Below are 17,985 nucleotides of genomic sequence, written 5' to 3'. Positions count from 1 at the left end.
TCTTCCGTTCTGATGGAACCCGGGAGTTGGCGGCGTCAGATCTTGACGCGGACTTCCTTGCGGAGGTTGGCGGCCATGTCGGCCGCTGCGCCGAGGTCGACGGCCTTGCCCGCCATGGCGTCGGCCATGTCGAGGCTCATGACAATGCCGATGGTGCTGTGGTCGCCCCAGATGCACAGCGGCATGCTGAACTGTTCGGGGCCGGACGCTGCGCTGCTTCCCGCGCCGGGGTTCTTGAACTTCGTCTCCTGGCACTTGAGTACCGCGCCGTCCGCCGAGTCGAACGACTCCGGGCTGCCGACGATCTCACCGCCGGAGTCGGAGTCCTCGGCCGCGTCCTTCTTCATCTCGGCGAACATGGCGTCGACCACGGCCTCGGGGTCCTCGATCTCGCCGTACACACCCATGAAGTTGAGCGCCTTCATGGACATCATGTTGTTCTCGTCGCCGGACTGGTACTCGGCGCTCACGTCCTCGGCGTTCTTCACGCCGTGCTTCTCGGCTTCCTCGATGTCGTCCTTGCTCAGGCTGCTGCTGCCGGAGCCCTCGCCCTTCTTGTACTCCTTGAGCACAGTCTCCGGCGTAGTCAGCTTGTGCGGGCCGTCGTCCGCGATGTCCGAGCCGCTGCCGCCGCCGAAGACGAAGTACGCGCCCACGGCGATCGCGGCCACGACCGCCACCGCGCCGAGGATGATGCCGACCTTCTTGCCGCCACCGCCGGAGGCGGCCGGCGGCTGGGGCACCGTCGGGTAGGGCTGCTGCTGGCCGTACGGGGCCTGCTGGCCGTACGCCTGCTGCTGGCCGTAGGGCGGGGTCTGGGGCGGAGCGCCCTGAGGGGTCTGCTGCGGGTACCCGTACCCCGGCTGCTGCGGGGGTGCCTGCTGCGGGTAGCCGTAGCCGGGCTGGGGGGCGGCCTGCGGCGGCTGCTGGCCGTAGGGGCCCGGCTGGCCGCCCGGCTGACCGTACGGTCCGGGCTGCTGGGGCTGCCCGCCGTACGGGCCCGGCTGGTTGTAACTCATGTTCTGGGTTCCCCTCCAGATGCTTATGTGTTCCTGACATCCTGGCGCAAACACGATGGGTCCCACGCACCGGGGGTCGCACCGTTACGGAAGAATCGAGTTTCGGGACCACCCCGTGACACCTCTAAACTGAGCGCGTGACCGAGAACGCTCAGCAGCAGCCTTCAGCGCCCGCCATCGATCTGCCGACCCAGTACGCGCCGGCCGATGTAGAGGGGACGCTGTACGAGCGCTGGGTAGAACGGGGTTACTTCGCCGCCGACGCCAAGAGCGACAAGCCCGCGTACACCATCGTCATCCCGCCGCCGAACGTCACCGGCAGCCTGCACCTCGGGCACGCCTTCCAGCACACCCTCATGGACGCCCTCACGCGCCGCAAGCGCATGCAGGGTTACGAGTCCCTGTGGCTCCCCGGCATGGACCACGCCGGCATCGCCACGCAGAACAAGGTCGAGCAGCAGCTCGCCGAAGAGGGCAAGTCCCGCCACGACTTGGGGCGCGAGGAGTTCGTCGAGCGCGTCTGGCAGTGGAAGGAGGAGTACGGCGGCAAGATCCTCGGCCAGATGCGCCGGCTCGGCGACGGTGTGGACTGGAGCCGTGAACGGTTCACCATGGACGAAGGGTTGTCCAAGGCCGTCCAGACAATCTTCAAGCGGCTCTACGACGACGAGCTGATCTATCGCGCCGAGCGCATCATCAACTGGTGCCCGCGCTGTCTGACCGCCATCTCCGACATCGAGGTCGAGCACCAGGAGGACTCCGGCGAGCTGGTCTCCATCCGGTACGGCGAGGGCGAGGACAGCCTCGTCGTCGCCACCACCCGCGCGGAGACGATGCTCGGCGACACGGCCGTCGCCGTCCACCCGGACGACGAGCGCTACAAGCACCTCGTCGGCAAGCACATCAAGCTGCCGCTCACCGACCGCACCATCCCGGTCGTCGCCGACACCCACGTCGACCCGGAGTTCGGCACCGGCGCGGTCAAGGTCACCCCGGCCCACGACCCGAACGACTTCGCGATCGGCCAGCGCCACAACCTGCCCTCCATGACGATCATGGACGACCACGGCGTCATCACCGTCCATGGCCCCTTCCTCGGCCAGGACCGCTTCGAGGCCCGCTCCGCCGTCGTCGGCGCGCTGCGCTCGCAGGGCCGGATCGTCGCCGAGAAGCGCCCGTACGTCCACTCCGTCGGCCACTGCTCCCGCTGCAAGACCACGGTCGAGCCGCGCCTGTCCATGCAGTGGTGGGTCAAGGTCGGCCCGCTGGCGAAGGCCGCCGGTGACGCCGTCCGTGACGGCCGGGTCAAGATCCACCCCGAGGACATGTCGAAGCGCTACTTCGACTGGGTGGACAACATGTTCGACTGGTGCATCTCGCGCCAGCTCTGGTGGGGCCACCGCATCCCGGTCTGGTACGGCCCGAACGGCGAGACCGTCTGCGTCGGCCCCGACGAGCAGCCGCCCGGCACGGAGGCGGAGGGCTGGACCCAGGACACCGACGTCCTGGACACCTGGTTCTCCTCCGGCCTGTGGCCGTTCTCCACGCTCGGCTGGCCCGAGCAGACCGAGGACCTGCGGAAGTTCTACTCGACCGACGTCCTGCTCACCGGCCACGACATCATCTTCTTCTGGGTCGCCCGGATGATGATGTTCGGCCTCTACGCCATGGACGGCGAGGTCCCCTTCAGGACCATCGCGCTGACCGGCCTGGTCCGCGACGAGCGCGGCAAGAAGATGTCGAAGTCCTTCGGCAACGTCGTCGACCCGCTCGACTGGATGGACAAGTACGGCTCCGACGCGCTCCGCTTCACCCTCGCGCGCGGCGCCAACCCCGGCACCGACGTCCCGATCGGCGAGGACTGGGTCCAGGCCTCCCGCAACTTCGCCAACAAGATCTGGAACGCCACGCGCTTCGCACTGATGAACGGCGCGACGGTGGACGGGCCGCTGCCGGACGCCTCCCGGTTGTCGGCGACGGACCGCTGGATCCTCTCCCGCCTGAACGAGACGGTCGCCCAGGTCGACGCGTACTACGAGGACTTCCAGTTCGCCAAGCTCAGCGAGGCGCTGTACCACTTCGCATGGGACGAGGTCTTCGACTGGTACGTCGAGCTGTCCAAGACCACGTTCCAGGCGGGCGGCGAGGCGGCCGAGGTCAGCCAGCGCGTCCTGGGCGAGGTCCTGGACGTCACGCTGAGGCTGCTGCACCCGGTCATCCCGTTCGTCACGGACACCCTGTGGACGACGCTGACCGGCGGCGAGTCCCTCGTCATCGCCGACTGGCCGAAGGCTGTGTTCGTTCCTGGTGCTGACGCACCGGGCGGCTTCCATGACGAGGCCGCCGAACGCGAGATCGAGCTGGTCCAGCAGGTCGTCACCGAGGTCCGCCGCTTCCGCGCCGACCAGGGCCTCCAGCCCGGCCAGCGGGTCCCGGCCCGCCTGACCCTCGACGGCACGGCACTGGCCCCGCACGAGGCCGCCATCCGCCAGCTTCTCCGCCTCCAGCCGGAGGGCGACGGCTTCTCGGCCACCGCGACCCTGCCGGTGGCGGGCGCCGAGGTCGCCCTCGACCTCTCCGGTGTGATCGACGTCGCCGCCGAACGCAAGCGGCTGGCCAAGGACCTCGCCGCCGCCGAGAAGGAGAAGGCCCAGGCCACGGCCAAGCTCGGCAACGAGGCGTTCCTCGCGAAGGCGCCGGACCAGGTGGTCGAGAAGATCCGCGGGCGGCTCGCGAAGGCCGACGAGGACATCGCGCGGATCGCGGCCCAGCTGGAGCGCCTGCCGAAGGCGTAGCCCTCCGGGGTGCGTACATGGGTGAAGGCCCCCGGTGTCTGTCAGGCACCGGGGGTTTTCGCTGGGCGGGATGGGTTCCGCTCACCGGCGCCGGCCGGGTGCCGCTGCGCCCACCCTCCCCCACTCTCGGCTTCTCCCCCACTCTCGACTTCTCCCCCACTCTCGACTTCGCTCGAGCGGGAGGGGCCCCATGAGCGGGAGGGGCCCCCATGAGCGGGAGGTACCCCCATTGCCCCAGCGGCACGATTGCCCGCAGCTATGGCAGCGGGTGGTGCGCCCCTTAAGGGGCGCGGGGCCCTATCGATATGCGGCTCCGCCGCGTGGGCGCGATCAGCCACGTATCACCCGCAGTCGCCCTACAACGGGTACCCCCGAGCTCCTAGGCGTCCGGTCCGTAAACTGGCTTTGTGAGTGAGCGCCCGCACGACAGCAGTCAGCAGCCCGACGCAGTCGACCCCTTCGAGGAGATCATCGCCGCGGAGACCGACCGGGATCCCGATCTCGCGGTGATCGAGGCCGGCAGCCGTACCCTGCGTGCCCAGGGCGGCGCCCCGGAGGCCGACGTACCGGCACGGCCGACCGACCCGGCGGTCGACAAGGCGCTGCGCGAGGTCGAGGCAGAGCTGGCGACGCGCTGGGGCGAGACCAAGCTGGAGCCGTCGGTCCAGCGGATCGCCGCGCTGATGGACGTCCTCGGCGACCCGCAGCGGTCGTACCCCTCGATCCACATCACCGGCACGAACGGCAAGACCTCCACCGCCCGCATGATCGAGGCCCTCCTCGGCGCCTTCGAACTCCGCACCGGCCGCTACACCTCCCCGCACGTCCAGTCGATCACCGAGCGGATCAGCCTGGACGGCGCCCCGATCTCCGCCGAACGGTTCGTCGAGACGTACGAGGACATCAAGCCGTACATCGAGATGGTCGACTCCACACAGGAGTACCGGCTCTCCTTCTTCGAGGTGCTGACCGGCATGGCGTACGCGGCCTTCGCGGACGCCCCCGTCGACGTGGCCGTCGTCGAGGTCGGGATGGGCGGTTCCTGGGACGCCACCAACGTCATCGACGGGGACGTCGCCGTCGTCACCCCCATCGATCTCGACCACACCGACCGGCTGGGCACCACGCCCGCCGAGATCGCCGTGGAGAAGGCCGGGATCATCAAGCAGGACGCGACGGTGATCCTGGCGCAGCAGCCGGTCGACGCGGCGCAGGTGATGCTGAAGAAGGCCGTGGAGGTCGACGCGACGGTGGCCCGGGAGGGGCTGGAGTTCGGGGTCGTCTCGCGGCAGGTCGCCGTCGGCGGACAGATGCTCACACTGCGCGGCCTCGGCGGCGAGTACCCGGAGGTCTACCTCCCGCTGCACGGCCCGTACCAGGCGCACAACGCGGCCGTCGCCCTGGCCGCCGTCGAGGCGTTCTTCGGCGTCGGCTCGCAGCGGCCCGAATCGCTCGACGCGGACACGGTCCGCAAGGCCTTCGCCGCGGTGTCGTCGCCGGGCCGGCTGGAAGTCGTACGGCGGTCTCCGACGGTGGTGCTCGACGCCGCGCACAATCCGGCGGGCGCGCGGGCCACGGCCGAGGCGGTCGGCGAGGCGTTCGACTTCAGCCGGCTCATCGGGGTCGTGGGGGCGAGCGGCGACAAGAACGTACGAGGGCTGCTGGAGGCCTTCGAACCGATCTTCGCGGAGGTCGTGATCACGCAGAACTCCAGCCATCGGGCGATGGACGCCGACGAGCTGGCCGCGATCGCGGTCGAGGTGTTCGGGGAGGAGCGGGTCCAGGTGGAGCCGCGGCTGCCGGACGCGCTGGAGGCGGCGATCACGCTCGCCGAGGAGGAGGGCGAGTACGCGGGCGCCGGCGTCCTCGTCACCGGTTCCGTCATCACCGTCGGCGAGGCCCGGCTGCTGCTGGGGAAGGGCTAGTCCGAAGAATGCGTACCCTCTGTGCTTCGACCCTGATCGGCGAGATCTTCGTGATCGGCTTCGCCGGTCTGGTGGCGATGAAGGACCCCGACCTGAGCATGACCTCGGTCTGGACGGTCAGTGGCATCGCCATGTTCCTGTGCCTCGTGCTGTGCGGCCTGGTCACCCGACCCGGCGGCGTCCAGCTGGGCTGGGCCCTCCAGCTCGCCCTGATCCTCTCCGGGTTCATCGTCCCCACCATGTTCTTCATGGGCGTCCTCTTCGCCGTCCTGTGGTGGGCGTCGGTCCACTACGGGCGGAAGGTGGACGAGGCGAAGGCGCGGTTCGCTGCGCAGGCGTCCACCGGGGCCGGTGCCGGGGCCTCCGGAGCCTGAGCCCCATGACAGCCCCGAGCCGAGGGGACAGCCCCGAGCCGGGGGCGCGCTTCCTGACGCTGCGTAACACTCGTTCGGGCTCGCCCTGTAGCCTCTGAGCTCCGCACACTTGTGAAATGAAGGAGTCACCACCGTGAGCCAGCGCACCCTCGTCCTCCTCAAGCCCGACGCCGTTCGGCGTGGGCTGACCGGCGAGATCATCAGCCGTATCGAGCGGAAGGCCGGCTGGCAGATCACCGCGCTGGAACTGCGGACGCTGGACCAGGAGACGCTGGAGCAGCACTACGGCGAGCACAAGGGCAAGCCCTTCTACGAGCCGCTGGTGGAGTTCATGGCCTCCGGGCCTGTTGTCGCCATGGTCGTCGAGGGGGAGCGGGTCATCGAGGGTGTGCGGGCGCTGGCCGGGCCGACCGACCCGATCGCCGCGGCGCCGGGGTCCATTCGGGGTGACTATGGCGTCATCGTCCGCGAGAACCTCATCCATGCCTCCGACTCCGAGGAGTCGGCGGAGCGTGAGCTGAAGATCTTCTTCCCGGGGCGCGCGTAGCGTCTTTCGGCGGGAGCCGGAACCTCTTCTCGCGGTTCGTCCGTGCGAGTTGTGGGTGGGGGCGGCAGGGGCGAACCTCCGCGCCGCGGCGCACCGTGTGGGCGCTATCAGCCGTCCCCGACCCACAGTTCAGCCATTCGGAGCAACCCCGCTTCACCAATCCCACCCAACGACGGCCCGAGGACGTAACCCAAGGGCCACTCCGGGCTGAAATGCTCGCCATGTCGCGGCATATGCGCGCCGATCGGGGGAACGTGCACCCCTGATGCATCGTCTCCAGAGGCAAGACGGTGCATCACATGTCCACAATGGCGAAGACCCTCGCGCAGTGTTCGTGCGGGCGAGACTACGATGTAAGCCTTCACGTCACAGCACCCACTTCGCCGACCCCGAAAAGCCCTGAAAGGCACTCAAAAGCCCTCAGCGCTCCACTGGGAAGGCCACACGAATCCTGATGGGGAACTCAATGTCGTTCATCGGCCGTGACATGGCTGTCGACCTCGGGACCGCCAACACGCTGGTGTACGTCAGGGGTCGCGGGATCGTACTGAACGAGCCGTCCGTCGTCGCGATCAACACCAACACCGGTGGCATCCTCGCGGTCGGCGCGGAGGCGAAGAAGATGATCGGGCGGACCCCGGGCAACATCGTTGCCGTACGTCCGCTGAAGGACGGTGTGATCGCCGACTTCGAGATCACCGAGCGGATGCTCCGCTACTTCATCCTGAAGATCCACAAGCGGCGGTATCTCGCCCGGCCCCGGGTCGTCGTCTGTGTGCCGTCCGGTATCACCGGTGTCGAGCGGCGCGCCGTCATCGAGGCGTCCTCCCAGGCCGGCGCCCGTCAGGTGCACATCATCGAGGAGCCCATGGCCGCGGCCATCGGCTCCGGCCTGCCGGTCCACGAGGCCACGGGCAACATGGTGGTGGACATCGGCGGCGGCACCACGGAGGTCGCGGTCATCTCCCTCGGCGGCATCGTCACCGCCCAGTCCATCCGCGTCGCCGGCGACGAGTTGGACAACGCGATCATCCAGCACATCAAGAAGGAGTACAGCCTCCTCCTCGGTGAGCGGACGGCCGAACAGATCAAGATCACGATCGGTTCGGCGTACGACCTCGACGCTGACGAGCACACAGAAATCCGCGGTCGGGACCTGGTGTCCGGGCTTCCGAAGACCGTCGTCATCTCCGCCGCGGAGGTACGCAAGGCGATCGAGGAACCCGTCAACGCCATCGTCGACGCCGTGAAGACGACCCTCGACAAATGCCCACCGGAACTCTCCGGCGACATCATGGACCGCGGCATCGTCCTCACCGGCGGCGGTGCCCTGCTCCGCGGTCTCGACGAGCGGTTGCGCCGGGAGACCGGTATGCCGATCCATATCGCCGAGGACCCGCTGGACAGCGTGGCGCTCGGCTCCGGCAAGTGCGTCGAGGAGTTCGAGGCGTTGCAGCAGGTGCTCGACGCCCAGCCCCGCAGATGACGTAACACTTCGATTCCGCCGTACGAGACGATCTCTTCTCGTACGGCGGATCGTTGATATAGAGGCATGAGCTCCCACAAAGCGAGCTTCCACAACGCGCCCCTCCGGTTCCCGCCCCGGTTTCCGAGGGGCTACCCGAATTCCCCAATTCCTGTCGAATTCCTATGAGGAAGGCACGGCCGCCGCACGTGAGGGACACACGAGAGAGCCGGCTGCTCCTGGTGCTGCTGATCGCCGTCGCGTTCGCGCTGATCACGGTGGATATCCGCGGCGGGGAGGACTCACCGGTCGACGGTGCCCGACGTGCCGCGGCCACCGTCTTCGGCCCGATCGAGGACGGGGTGTCGACCGCCGTGGACCCGATCGGCAACGCCATAAGCGCGGTCCGTGAGTCCGGCTCCCGGCACGACCGCCTCGCCGCGCTGGAGAAGGAGAACGCCGAACTGAAGGCGTCCCTCGGCAGCGACGACCGCAACCGCAGCCGGGTCAAGCAGCTCGACAAGATCCTGAAGACCGCGGCCAACGGACAGTACGGAATCAAGGGCGCCGAAGTCATCGCCATAGGAGCGGCCCAGGGCTTCTCCTGGACCGTCACCATCGACATCGGCAGCAACGACGGCATCACGCGCGACATGACCGTCCTCAACGGCGACGGACTCGTCGGCCGCGTCACCACCGTCGGACCGGACACCGCGACCGTACTGCTCGCCAACGACCCCGACTTCACCGTCGGCACGCGTATGGAGGCCACCGACGAACTCGGCTTCGCCTCCGGCCAGGGCGACCGCCCGTTGCGCGTCGAACTCCTCAACGGCAAGGCCAAGGTGAAGGAGGGCGACCGTCTCGTCACCTTCGGCTCACAGGCCGACAAGCCGTTCGTGCCCGGTGTCCCCGTCGGTGTCGTCTCCCGCGTCGACCCCTCCGGCGGCGACCTGACCCGCACGATCTACGTCAAGCCGTACGTGGCGTTCACCCAGCTCGACGTCGTCGGCGTCGTCGTCCAACCGCCCCGCAAGGACCCCCGCGACACCGTCCTGCCGGACAAGCCCGAGCCCAATCCCACGCCGACCGTGACGGTGACGGTCACGCCGGACGCCGACGCGCCCCTCGACGGCCAGACGAACGAGCAGTAGGACAACAGGAGCTGACACCCCATGCGCTTCAACCGGATCCTGCTCTCCACCACCTTGGTGATCGTCGCCCTGGTGATCCAGGTGAGCGTCCTCGCCCGCCTCCACCTCCCGGGCGCCGTACCGGACTTGGTGCTCCTCACCGTCCTCGGCCTCGCCCTGGTCTACGGCCATGTCGGCGGCGCCCTCATCGGCTTCGGCGCCGGGCTGCTGTCCGACCTCGCACCGCCCGCCGACCACGCAGCCGGACGGTACGCCCTGGTGCTCTGCGTCATCGGCTACCTCGCGGGGCTGGCCAAGCCCGAGACCGGCCGGCTCAAGTCGGCCACCGGCCCGATGACCGTGGTCGTCATCGCCGCGCTCGGCTCGACCCTCCTGTACGCCGGTGTCGGCGCCCTCGTCGGGGACGACGCCGCCCGCCATGTCGGCCTGCCCAGCCTGCTGTTCACGGCCGCGCTGTACGACCTGTTGCTCGCGCCCTTCGTCGTCCCTGGCATCATGGCCCTCGCCCGACGCGCCGAGAACGACCCGCTCGCCGAGACCAACAACGCCGCCAAGGCGGCCGACGTCTCCTCCGGCTGGCTCTCCTCCGGCACCGGTCTGCGCATCGGCAACCAGCGCGGGGGGTTCCGCATGAAGGCCGCGCGCTCCCGGATGGCCCGAGCGGGGCGCATCAAGGGGGTCAAGCGGCTGTGACGGCATGTCAGAGGGTCTGTCGGAGGCCGGTTCAGCGACGGCTGAGGTCTGCTCAGGCGGCGCATCGGCCGGGGCTCCGGTCGGGACTCCGGTCGGAACTTCGGTCGGAACTTCCGTCGGGCATGGGAACCGATCACAGCCGAGCGGTGTACTCCATGTACCAGCACCATGGGCACCATCCGGACTACTCGCACGATCCGCACCACCTGTACGCGCACTGAGAGGGGGAGGCAGTGACCAACATCCCGGAGACCGGGCGGACCCCACGGGTCCAGATCCGGCTCGTCATCATCCAGATCCTCGTCTTCTCCCTCCTCGGCACCCTCGGCGGTCGCCTCTGGTACCTCCAGATCCGCGAGGGCGACGTCTATGCCAAGGAGGCCTCCGGCAACCACGTCCAGCAGGTGGTGCAGCCCGCCGTGCGCGGCTCGATCCTGGACGCGCGCGGTGTGCCGATCGCCGACAACGAGACCCGTCTGGTGGTCTCCGCCTCTCGCACCGAGCTGTTGAAGATGGACGACGACGGCAAGGCCGTCCTCACCAAGCTCGCCGGTGTCCTCGGCATGAAGCCCAAGGAGGTCATGGACAAGGTCCGCCTCTGCGACTCGGAGACCCCGCAGCCCTGCTGGAACGGCTCGCCCTACCAGCCGATCCCCATCACCGACGAGGCAACGGCCAAGCAGGCCCTGCAGATCCGCGAGCGCTCGGAGGACTTCCCCGGCATCACCGCCGAACCCCAGGCCGTCCGCCGCTACGCCGGCCCGGGCGGCTCCAGAACCGCCCAGGTCCTCGGGTACCTCTCCCCGGTCACCGACGAGGAGATCACCAAGGCCCAGGACACCAACTCGCCGTACCTCCGCTCCGACCAGGTCGGCCGCTCCGGCCTCGAGCGCCAGTACGACAAGGAGCTGCGCGGCAAGGCCGGCGTCACCCGCTACGAGGTCGACAACCTCGGCCGCGTCATCGGCGAGGCCGAGTCGGACCCCGCCAAGCCCGGCGCCAACCTGGTCACCAGCATCGACGCCCGCGTGCAGCGCATCGCCGAGTACGAGCTCAACGAGGCGATGAAGGAAGCCCGCAAACAGGTCGACCGCAACACCGGCACCAACTACAAGGCCGACTCCGGTGCCGTCGTCGTCATGGAGGCAAAGACCGGCCGCGTCGTCGCCATGGCCTCCAACCCCGACTACGACCCGAACGCCTGGGTCGGCGGCATCTCCGCCAAGGACTACGCCAAGCTCACCGGCAAGAAGTCCAACTACCCGCTGCTGAACCGCGCGATCCAGGGCCAGTCCGCCCCGGGCTCCATCTTCAAGGTGGTCCCCACCGCCGCCGCGGTGAACGCGGGCTACTCCTTCGACGGCCCGTACGAGTGCTCCAGTTCGTACTCCATCGGCGGCCAGGTCTTCAAGAACTTCGAGTCCAAGGGGTACGGCCCGATCAGCCTCGGCCGCGCCCTGGAGGTCTCCTGCGACACGGTCTTCTACCGCCTCTCGCACGAGGAGTGGAAGCGCGACGGTGGCATCAAGCCGAAGAAGAACGCCAAGAACTGGTTCTACAAGACCGCCCACCAGTTCGGTCTCGGCGCCGAGACCGGCATCGACCTGCCCAACGAGGTCACCGGCCGCATCCCGGACCGCAAGTGGAAGCAGGACTACTGGGAGGCCAACAAGGACGCCTGGTGCAGGACCGGCAAGAAGGACGGTACGTACGCCGAGCAGATCGCGTACGAGAACTGTCTCGAAGGCAACCGGATGCGCGCCGGTGACTCCGTCAACTACTCCATCGGCCAGGGCGACACCCTCGTGACCCCGATCCAGATGGCCACCATCTACGCGGCCATCTCCAACGGCGGCACCCTGTACGACCCGACGGTCGGCAAGGCCATCATCAGCGCCGACGGCAAGCAGGTGCAGGAGATCGAGCCCAAGTCGCACGGCAAGCTGCCGATGTCGCAGAAGACCCGCGACGAGATAGACGAAGCCCTCGCGGGAGTCGCCACCCGCGGTACGGCAGCCTGGCGCTTCCAGGGCTGGCCGCAGGACGAGATCCCGATGCACGCCAAGACGGGTACCGCCGAGGTCTACGGCAAGCAGACGACCTCGTGGTTCGCCACGTACACCAAGGACTACTCGATCGTGATGACGATCTCCCAGGGTGGTACGGGCTCCGGCGCCTCGGCGCCCGCCGTGCGCAAGCTCTACAACGCGCTGTACGGCGTCTCCGAGGACGGCAAGATCGACAAGAAGAAGGCGCTGCTGTACACCCCGGAGAAGGGGCTGCCGAAGATCGAGGCCGACGGCTCGATCGACGCGCCGAAGCTGGAGTCGTACCCGCCGAAGAAGACCGAGGAGGAGCAGGCCGCCGAGGACGCCCAGACCCTCGCCGCCGGCCCGGCGGCCCAGCCGGTGCTCGCCGAGCAGGGCGCCGGATCCGTGATGACGGGGGCCTTGGCGACTGGGCAGGGTGCGAGGGTCGTGGCGGCCGAGGAGGGCAAACGAGCCGTGGTGGTCGATGACCTGGCGGCGATCGTCAGCACTCGCGGTGGCGGCGGCAATCGGGCGGCGCGACGGCGTACGGACGGCGGCGGAGGCCGTCGTGGGGGCGACAAGAGGCGGAGGCGCAGGACCGCATGACCGGCAACAGCTTCTCCGTCTCCGGGTACGGACCCGAACGCTCCGGGTGGGCGCGGCTGTTCGCGCGCGACTCGCTCGCCCGTCGGCTCGACTGGCCGATACTGTTCTCGGCCATCGCGCTCTCCCTGATCGGCTCGGCCCTCGTCTACTCGGCGACCCGTAACCGCACCGAACTCAACCAGGGCGACCCGTACTACTTCCTGTTCCGGCACCTGCTGAACACCGGTATCGGCTTCGCCCTGATGGTCGGCACGGTCTGGCTCGGCCACCGCACCCTGCGCACAGCCGTGCCGATCCTGTACGGCATCTCGGTGCTGCTGATCCTGCTGGTGCTCACCCCGCTGGGCGCGACGATCAACGGCGCCCATGCGTGGATCGTCATCGGCGGCGGATTCTCGCTCCAGCCCTCCGAGTTCGTGAAGATCACGATCATCCTGGGCATGGCGATGCTGCTGGCGGCCAGAGTGGACGCGGGCGACAAACCCAACCCCGACCACCGCACCGTCGTCCAGGCCCTCGGCCTCGCCGCCGTCCCGATACTGATCGTCCTGCTCATGCCCGACCTGGGCTCGGTCATGGTCATGGTGGTCATCGTCCTGGGGGTGCTGCTGACCTCCGGTGCCTCCAACCGCTGGGTCTTCGGTCTCATCGGCACGGGCGCGCTCGGGGCGGTGCTGGTCTGGCAGCTCGGGGTGCTCGACGAGTACCAGATCAACCGGTTCGCCGCCTTCGCCAACCCCGAGCTCGACCCCGCCGGCGTCGGCTACAACACCAACCAGGCCCGCATCGCCATCGGCTCCGGCGGGCTGCTCGGCACCGGGCTGTTCAAGGGGTCGCAGACCACCGGGCAGTTCGTGCCCGAGCAGCAGACCGACTTCGTCTTCACGGTGGCGGGGGAGGAACTCGGGTTCGTCGGCGCGGGGTTGATCATCGTGCTGCTCGGCGTGGTCCTCTGGCGTGCCTGCCGGATCGCCCGCGAGACCACCGAGTTGTACGGCACGATCGTGGCCGGTGGGATCATCGCCTGGTTCGCGTTCCAGGCGTTCGAGAACATCGGGATGACGCTCGGGATCATGCCGGTGGCGGGCCTGCCACTGCCGTTCGTGTCATACGGAGGCTCGTCGATGTTCGCGGTGTGGGTGGCGGTGGGGTTGCTGCAGTCGATCAGGGTGCAGCGTCCCATGTCGGCGTAGGCGCTCCGCTCGGGGAGCCGATCCGAAGCATGGAGGGACTGCGCGTTGTCGGGGCAGCCGCGGGTTCGTTGTGGCTTGTCGCGCCCACGCGGCGGGCCACATGAGTCAGGGCTCCGTGCTCCTTTCGGGGCACGGGTGGTCTGCCTCTTTTACCGAACTGGGACTAGATTCAGTCCATGGCGGACACCAAACGCGAGATCGAGCTCAAGTACGAGTCCGACGAGAGCGGCCTCCCCGACCTCACCGGTGTGGCCGGGGTCGCCACCGTGCTGGACAAGGGCATGGCGGAGCTGGACGCCGTCTACTACGACACCCCCGACGAACGCCTGGCCGCCTCCGGGATCACACTGCGCCGCCGCACCGGGGGCTCCGACGCGGGCTGGCATCTGAAGTTCCCCGTCTCCTCCGGGGTGCGGGACGAGATCCGCGCCCCGCTGTCCGACACACTGCCCGGCGAGCTCGCCGGGCTTGTCCGTTCCCGGGTCCGGGAGACCGAGCTGGTGCCGTTGGTCCGCCTCCGCTCCACGAGGGACATCAGCGATCTGCTGGACGCGAACGGCACCCCGCTCGCCGAGGTCAGCGTGGACGCCGTACACGCCGAACGGCTCACCGACGGCGGCCGTACCGCCCAGTGGTCCGAGATCGAGGTGGAGTTGGCCGACGGCGTCGACCCGGACTTCCTGACCAAGGTCGACAAGAAGCTGCGCAAGGCGGGGATACGGCCGTCCGCGTCGGCGTCGAAGCTGGCCAGGGCGCTGGAGGAGACGGCACGGAGGAAAAAGGGCAAGGGCAGGAAGCGGGGTGGAAAGGTCAGGGCCGGCGGGAAGGCCGTCACGTCGGGTGATCATGTCCTCGCCTATGTGAGCGCGCAGCGGGACGCGATCGTCGAGCTGGACCCGGCCGTGCGCCGTGACGTCTTCGACTCCGTGCACAGCATGCGGGTCGCGACACGCCGACTGCGCAGCACCTTCAAGTCGTACGGGAAGGTCCTGGACCGGGGCGTCACCGACCCGATCGGCGAGGAGCTGAAGTGGCTGGCGGGGGAGCTGGGCCTCGACCGCGACCAGGAGGTGCTGACGGAACGCCTCACGGCGGCCATCGGCGACCTCCCCGAGGGCCTGGTGACCGGCCCCGTGCGCACCCGCCTCGACACCTGGGCAGGGGCCCGCAGCACCGGCTCCCGGCGCCGGCTGATCGCCGTACTGAACGGGGAGCGGTATCTGGAGCTGCTGAAGTCCCTCGACGCGGTGGTCGCCGACCCACCGCTGCTCAAGGCCGCCGACGGCGATCCCGAGAAGGTGATCACCAAGGCGGTCAAGCGGGACTTCGCCAAGGTGTCGGCGCTGGTGGAGGAGGCGCTGGACCAGCCGTCGTCGGGCCCCGAGCGCGACTTCGCCATGCACGAGGCCCGCAAGAAGGCCAAGCGCACCCGTTACGCGGCCGAGGCCGCCGCACCCGCCCTCGGCAAGTCGGCGGAGAGCCTGGCCAAGGACATGAAGTCGCTCCAGAGCCTCCTCGGCGACCACCAGGACAGCGTGATGGCCCGCGAGGCCCTGCGCGACATCGCCCTCCAGTCACACGCGGCCGGGGAGAACTCCTTCACATACGGGGTGCTGTACGGGCGTGAGGAAAGGGTGGCGGCGGACCGCGAGGCCGAACTGCCCGACGTCTGGAAGACGATCAAGGACCGCGTCCGCGTCTGACCCGGCGGGGCCCCGGTCGTTCGATCTGATGCACGGCTTCCCCGTCGGCGCGGAGGTGGTCCGCCCGAGTCGACCGACAGTCGGGGGCTTGCCTTGGTGCTCCCCGCCGGGCACGGGGTATCGGATCGCTGTGCAAGGGGTGGTCTCAGGCGCGTTAGGCTTGATGGTCACCCCTGCCAGTCCAAGAAGGTTCGCGATGTCTGTCGAGTCGGTCTTCCCACAGCTTGAGGCCCTGCTCCCGCATGTGCAGAAGCCGATCCAGTACGTGGGTGGCGAGCTCAATTCCACCGTCAAGCCATGGGACGAGTGCGACGTCCGCTGGGCGCTCATGTACCCGGACGCGTACGAGGTCGGTCTGCCCAACCAGGGCGTCATGATCCTCTACGAGGTACTGAACGAGCAGGAGGGCGTCCTGGCCGAGCGCACGTACAGCGTGTGGCCGGACCTGGAGGCGCTGATGCGGGAGCACGGCGTCCCGCAGTTCACGGTGGACAGCCACCGCCCGGTGAAGGCCTTCGACGTGCTCGGCCTGTCCTTCTCCACCGAGCTCGGCTACACGAACATGCTCACGGCGCTGGACCTGGCCGGTATCCCGCTGGAGTCCAGGGACCGCACGCTCGACGACCCCATCGTCCTCGCCGGCGGCCACGCGGCCTTCAACCCCGAGCCGATCGCCGACTTCATCGACGCGGCGATCATCGGCGACGGCGAGCAGGCCGTGCTCGACATGACCGCGATCATCCGCGACTGGAAGGCGGAGGGCCGGCCGGGTGGCCGCGAGGAGGTCCTGTTCCGCCTCGCGAAGACCGGCTCGGTCTATGTCCCGGCGTTCTACGACGTCGAGTACCTCCCCGACGGCCGCATCGGCCGCGTCGTGCCCAACAAGTCCGGTGTCCCGTGGCGTGTGTCCAAGCACACCGTCATGGACCTCGACGAGTGGCCGTACCCGAAGCAGCCCCTGGTGCCGCTCGCGGAGACGGTCCACGAGCGCATGTCGGTGGAGATCTTCCGCGGCTGCACGCGCGGCTGCCGCTTCTGCCAGGCGGGGATGATCACCCGCCCGGTGCGCGAGCGCTCGATCACCGGCATCGGCGACATGGTCGACAAGGGCCTGAAGGCGACGGGCTTCGAAGAGGTCGGCCTGCTGTCGCTGTCCTCCGCGGACCACAGCGAGATCGGTGACATCGCGAAGGGTCTGGCGGACAGGTACGAGGAGGACAAGATCGGCCTGTCGCTCCCCTCGACCCGCGTGGACGCGTTCAACGTGGACCTGGCGAACGAGCTGACGCGCAATGGCCGTAGGTCGGGCCTGACCTTCGCCCCCGAGGGCGGCTCCGAGCGCATGCGCAAGGTCATCAACAAGATGGTCTCGGAAGAGGACCTGATCCGGACCGTCGCCACGGCGTACGGCAACGGCTGGCGTCAGGTGAAGCTGTACTTCATGTGCGGCCTGCCGACGGAGACCGACGAGGACGTCCTCCAGATCGCCGACATGGCCATGAACGTCATCGCCAAGGGCCGCGAGGTCTCCAAGTCCAACGACATCCGCTGCACGGTCTCGATCGGCGGCTTCGTCCCCAAGCCGCACACCCCCTTCCAGTGGGCGCCGCAGCTGAGCGCGGAGGAGACGGACGCCCGTCTCGAAAAGCTCCGCGACAAGATCCGCGGCGACAAGAAGTACGGCCGCTCCATCGGCTTCCGCTACCACGACGGCAAGCCGGGCATCGTCGAGGGCCTGCTGTCCCGCGGCGACCGCCGCATCGGTGCGGTCATCCGTGCGGTCTACGAGGACGGCGGCCGATTCGACGGCTGGCGCGAGCACTTCTCGTACGACCGCTGGATGCAGTGCGCGGACAAGGCGCTCGCCGACTTCGGTGTGGACGTCGACTGGTACACGACGCGCGAGCGCACATACGAGGAGGTCCTGCCCTGGGACCACCTGGATTCGGGCTTGGACAAGGACTGGCTCTGGGAGGACTGGCAGGACGCCCTCGACGAAACGGAGGTCGAGGACTGCCGCTGGACCCCGTGCTTCGACTGCGGGGTGTGCCCGCAGTTCGACACATGGCCACAAACGGGCCCGACGGGCAAGAAGCTGCTGCCGCTGACGGTCAAGAAGGACGCTGCGACCAGCGGACACGGGCACGGTCACTGAGGTGAGTGAGGCGCTACGGCGCATCGTGGAGGTGCTGGGGGACGGCGGCGAGGAAGAGGCAGCTGCTGTCCTCCGAGCGCTCGGCGCGCAGTCCACACGGCGGGGAGCCGTGCGGGAGACGTCGATAACGCCCTTGCCGCCTCCTGGAGGCTCGCCAACTGTGCATTCCGAGGTGGAGTGGGTCTGAGGGTCTGATGGCCTGGGAGAGAGGGCGGCCCTCGGCCACTGTCGCCTGACTGGATGCGCTGGGTTCGCGAGGGGCTCTCTGGCTTCCTAGCGTGGCGCTATCCGCTACGGAGGAGGCAGACATGCCGGCCAGCGAGCCG

The 17,985-nt window shown here is 68.7% G+C and carries 12 protein-coding genes; 11 read left to right on the top strand and 1 reads right to left on the bottom strand.

Going from position 1 to position 17,985, the window contains the following annotated elements; all coding sequences use genetic code 11:
* Positions 1–35 precede the first annotated feature (35 nt).
* Positions 36–1,019, bottom strand: coding sequence for a hypothetical protein (locus STRIP9103_RS36575; protein WP_009331946.1), 984 nt, complete (start codon positions 1,017–1,019; stop codon positions 36–38).
* Positions 1,020–1,156: 137 nt separating this feature from the next.
* Here STRIP9103_RS36575 and STRIP9103_RS36570 point away from each other — a divergent pair, with 137 nt between their 5' ends.
* From STRIP9103_RS36570 to STRIP9103_RS36520, 11 genes are all read left to right on the top strand, one after another.
* Entirely contained in the window at positions 1,157–3,814 is a 2,658-nt protein-coding gene (locus tag STRIP9103_RS36570) for a valine--tRNA ligase (protein ID WP_009331897.1), read from the top strand.
* Positions 3,815–4,221: 407 nt separating this feature from the next.
* Positions 4,222–5,739, top strand: a complete 1,518-nt coding sequence (gene folC / locus STRIP9103_RS36565; protein ID WP_009331894.1) for a bifunctional tetrahydrofolate synthase/dihydrofolate synthase — start codon at positions 4,222–4,224, stop codon at positions 5,737–5,739.
* A gap of 8 nt (positions 5,740–5,747) precedes the next feature.
* On the top strand, positions 5,748–6,113 hold the full coding sequence (locus STRIP9103_RS36560; RefSeq protein WP_009331924.1) for a DUF4233 domain-containing protein: 366 nt from the start codon (positions 5,748–5,750) through the stop codon (positions 6,111–6,113).
* A gap of 133 nt (positions 6,114–6,246) precedes the next feature.
* Entirely contained in the window at positions 6,247–6,660 is a 414-nt protein-coding gene (gene ndk / locus STRIP9103_RS36555) for a nucleoside-diphosphate kinase (protein WP_009331948.1), read from the top strand.
* 466 nt (positions 6,661–7,126) lie between these two features.
* Positions 7,127–8,146, top strand: a complete 1,020-nt coding sequence (locus tag STRIP9103_RS36550; protein ID WP_004931372.1) for a rod shape-determining protein — start codon at positions 7,127–7,129, stop codon at positions 8,144–8,146.
* A gap of 188 nt (positions 8,147–8,334) precedes the next feature.
* Entirely contained in the window at positions 8,335–9,279 is a 945-nt protein-coding gene (gene mreC, locus STRIP9103_RS36545) for a rod shape-determining protein MreC (protein WP_009331902.1), read from the top strand.
* 21 nt (positions 9,280–9,300) lie between these two features.
* Complete coding sequence (mreD, locus tag STRIP9103_RS36540) at positions 9,301–9,972, top strand: rod shape-determining protein MreD (RefSeq protein ID WP_009331906.1); 672 nt, start codon at positions 9,301–9,303, stop codon at positions 9,970–9,972.
* A 233-nt stretch (positions 9,973–10,205) separates the two neighbouring features.
* Positions 10,206–12,608 carry a penicillin-binding protein 2 gene (gene mrdA, locus STRIP9103_RS36535; protein ID WP_009331916.1) on the top strand — a complete coding sequence of 801 codons (2,403 nt, stop codon included), beginning with the start codon at positions 10,206–10,208 and terminating at the stop codon, positions 12,606–12,608.
* Entirely contained in the window at positions 12,605–13,801 is a 1,197-nt protein-coding gene (gene rodA / locus STRIP9103_RS36530; protein ID WP_009331909.1) for a rod shape-determining protein RodA, read from the top strand. The genes mrdA and rodA overlap by 4 nt, the downstream gene beginning before the upstream one ends.
* Before the next feature lie 176 nt (positions 13,802–13,977).
* Complete coding sequence (locus tag STRIP9103_RS36525; protein ID WP_009331944.1) at positions 13,978–15,504, top strand: CYTH and CHAD domain-containing protein; 1,527 nt, start codon at positions 13,978–13,980, stop codon at positions 15,502–15,504.
* A gap of 196 nt (positions 15,505–15,700) precedes the next feature.
* Entirely contained in the window at positions 15,701–17,659 is a 1,959-nt protein-coding gene (locus STRIP9103_RS36520; protein WP_009331898.1) for a TIGR03960 family B12-binding radical SAM protein, read from the top strand.
* Positions 17,660–17,985: the final 326 nt, after the last annotated feature.

This window comes from Streptomyces ipomoeae 91-03 (assembly GCF_000317595.1).
GTDB lineage: Bacteria > Actinomycetota > Actinomycetes > Streptomycetales > Streptomycetaceae > Streptomyces > Streptomyces ipomoeae.
This window is presented reverse-complemented; position numbering and strand designations above follow the sequence as displayed.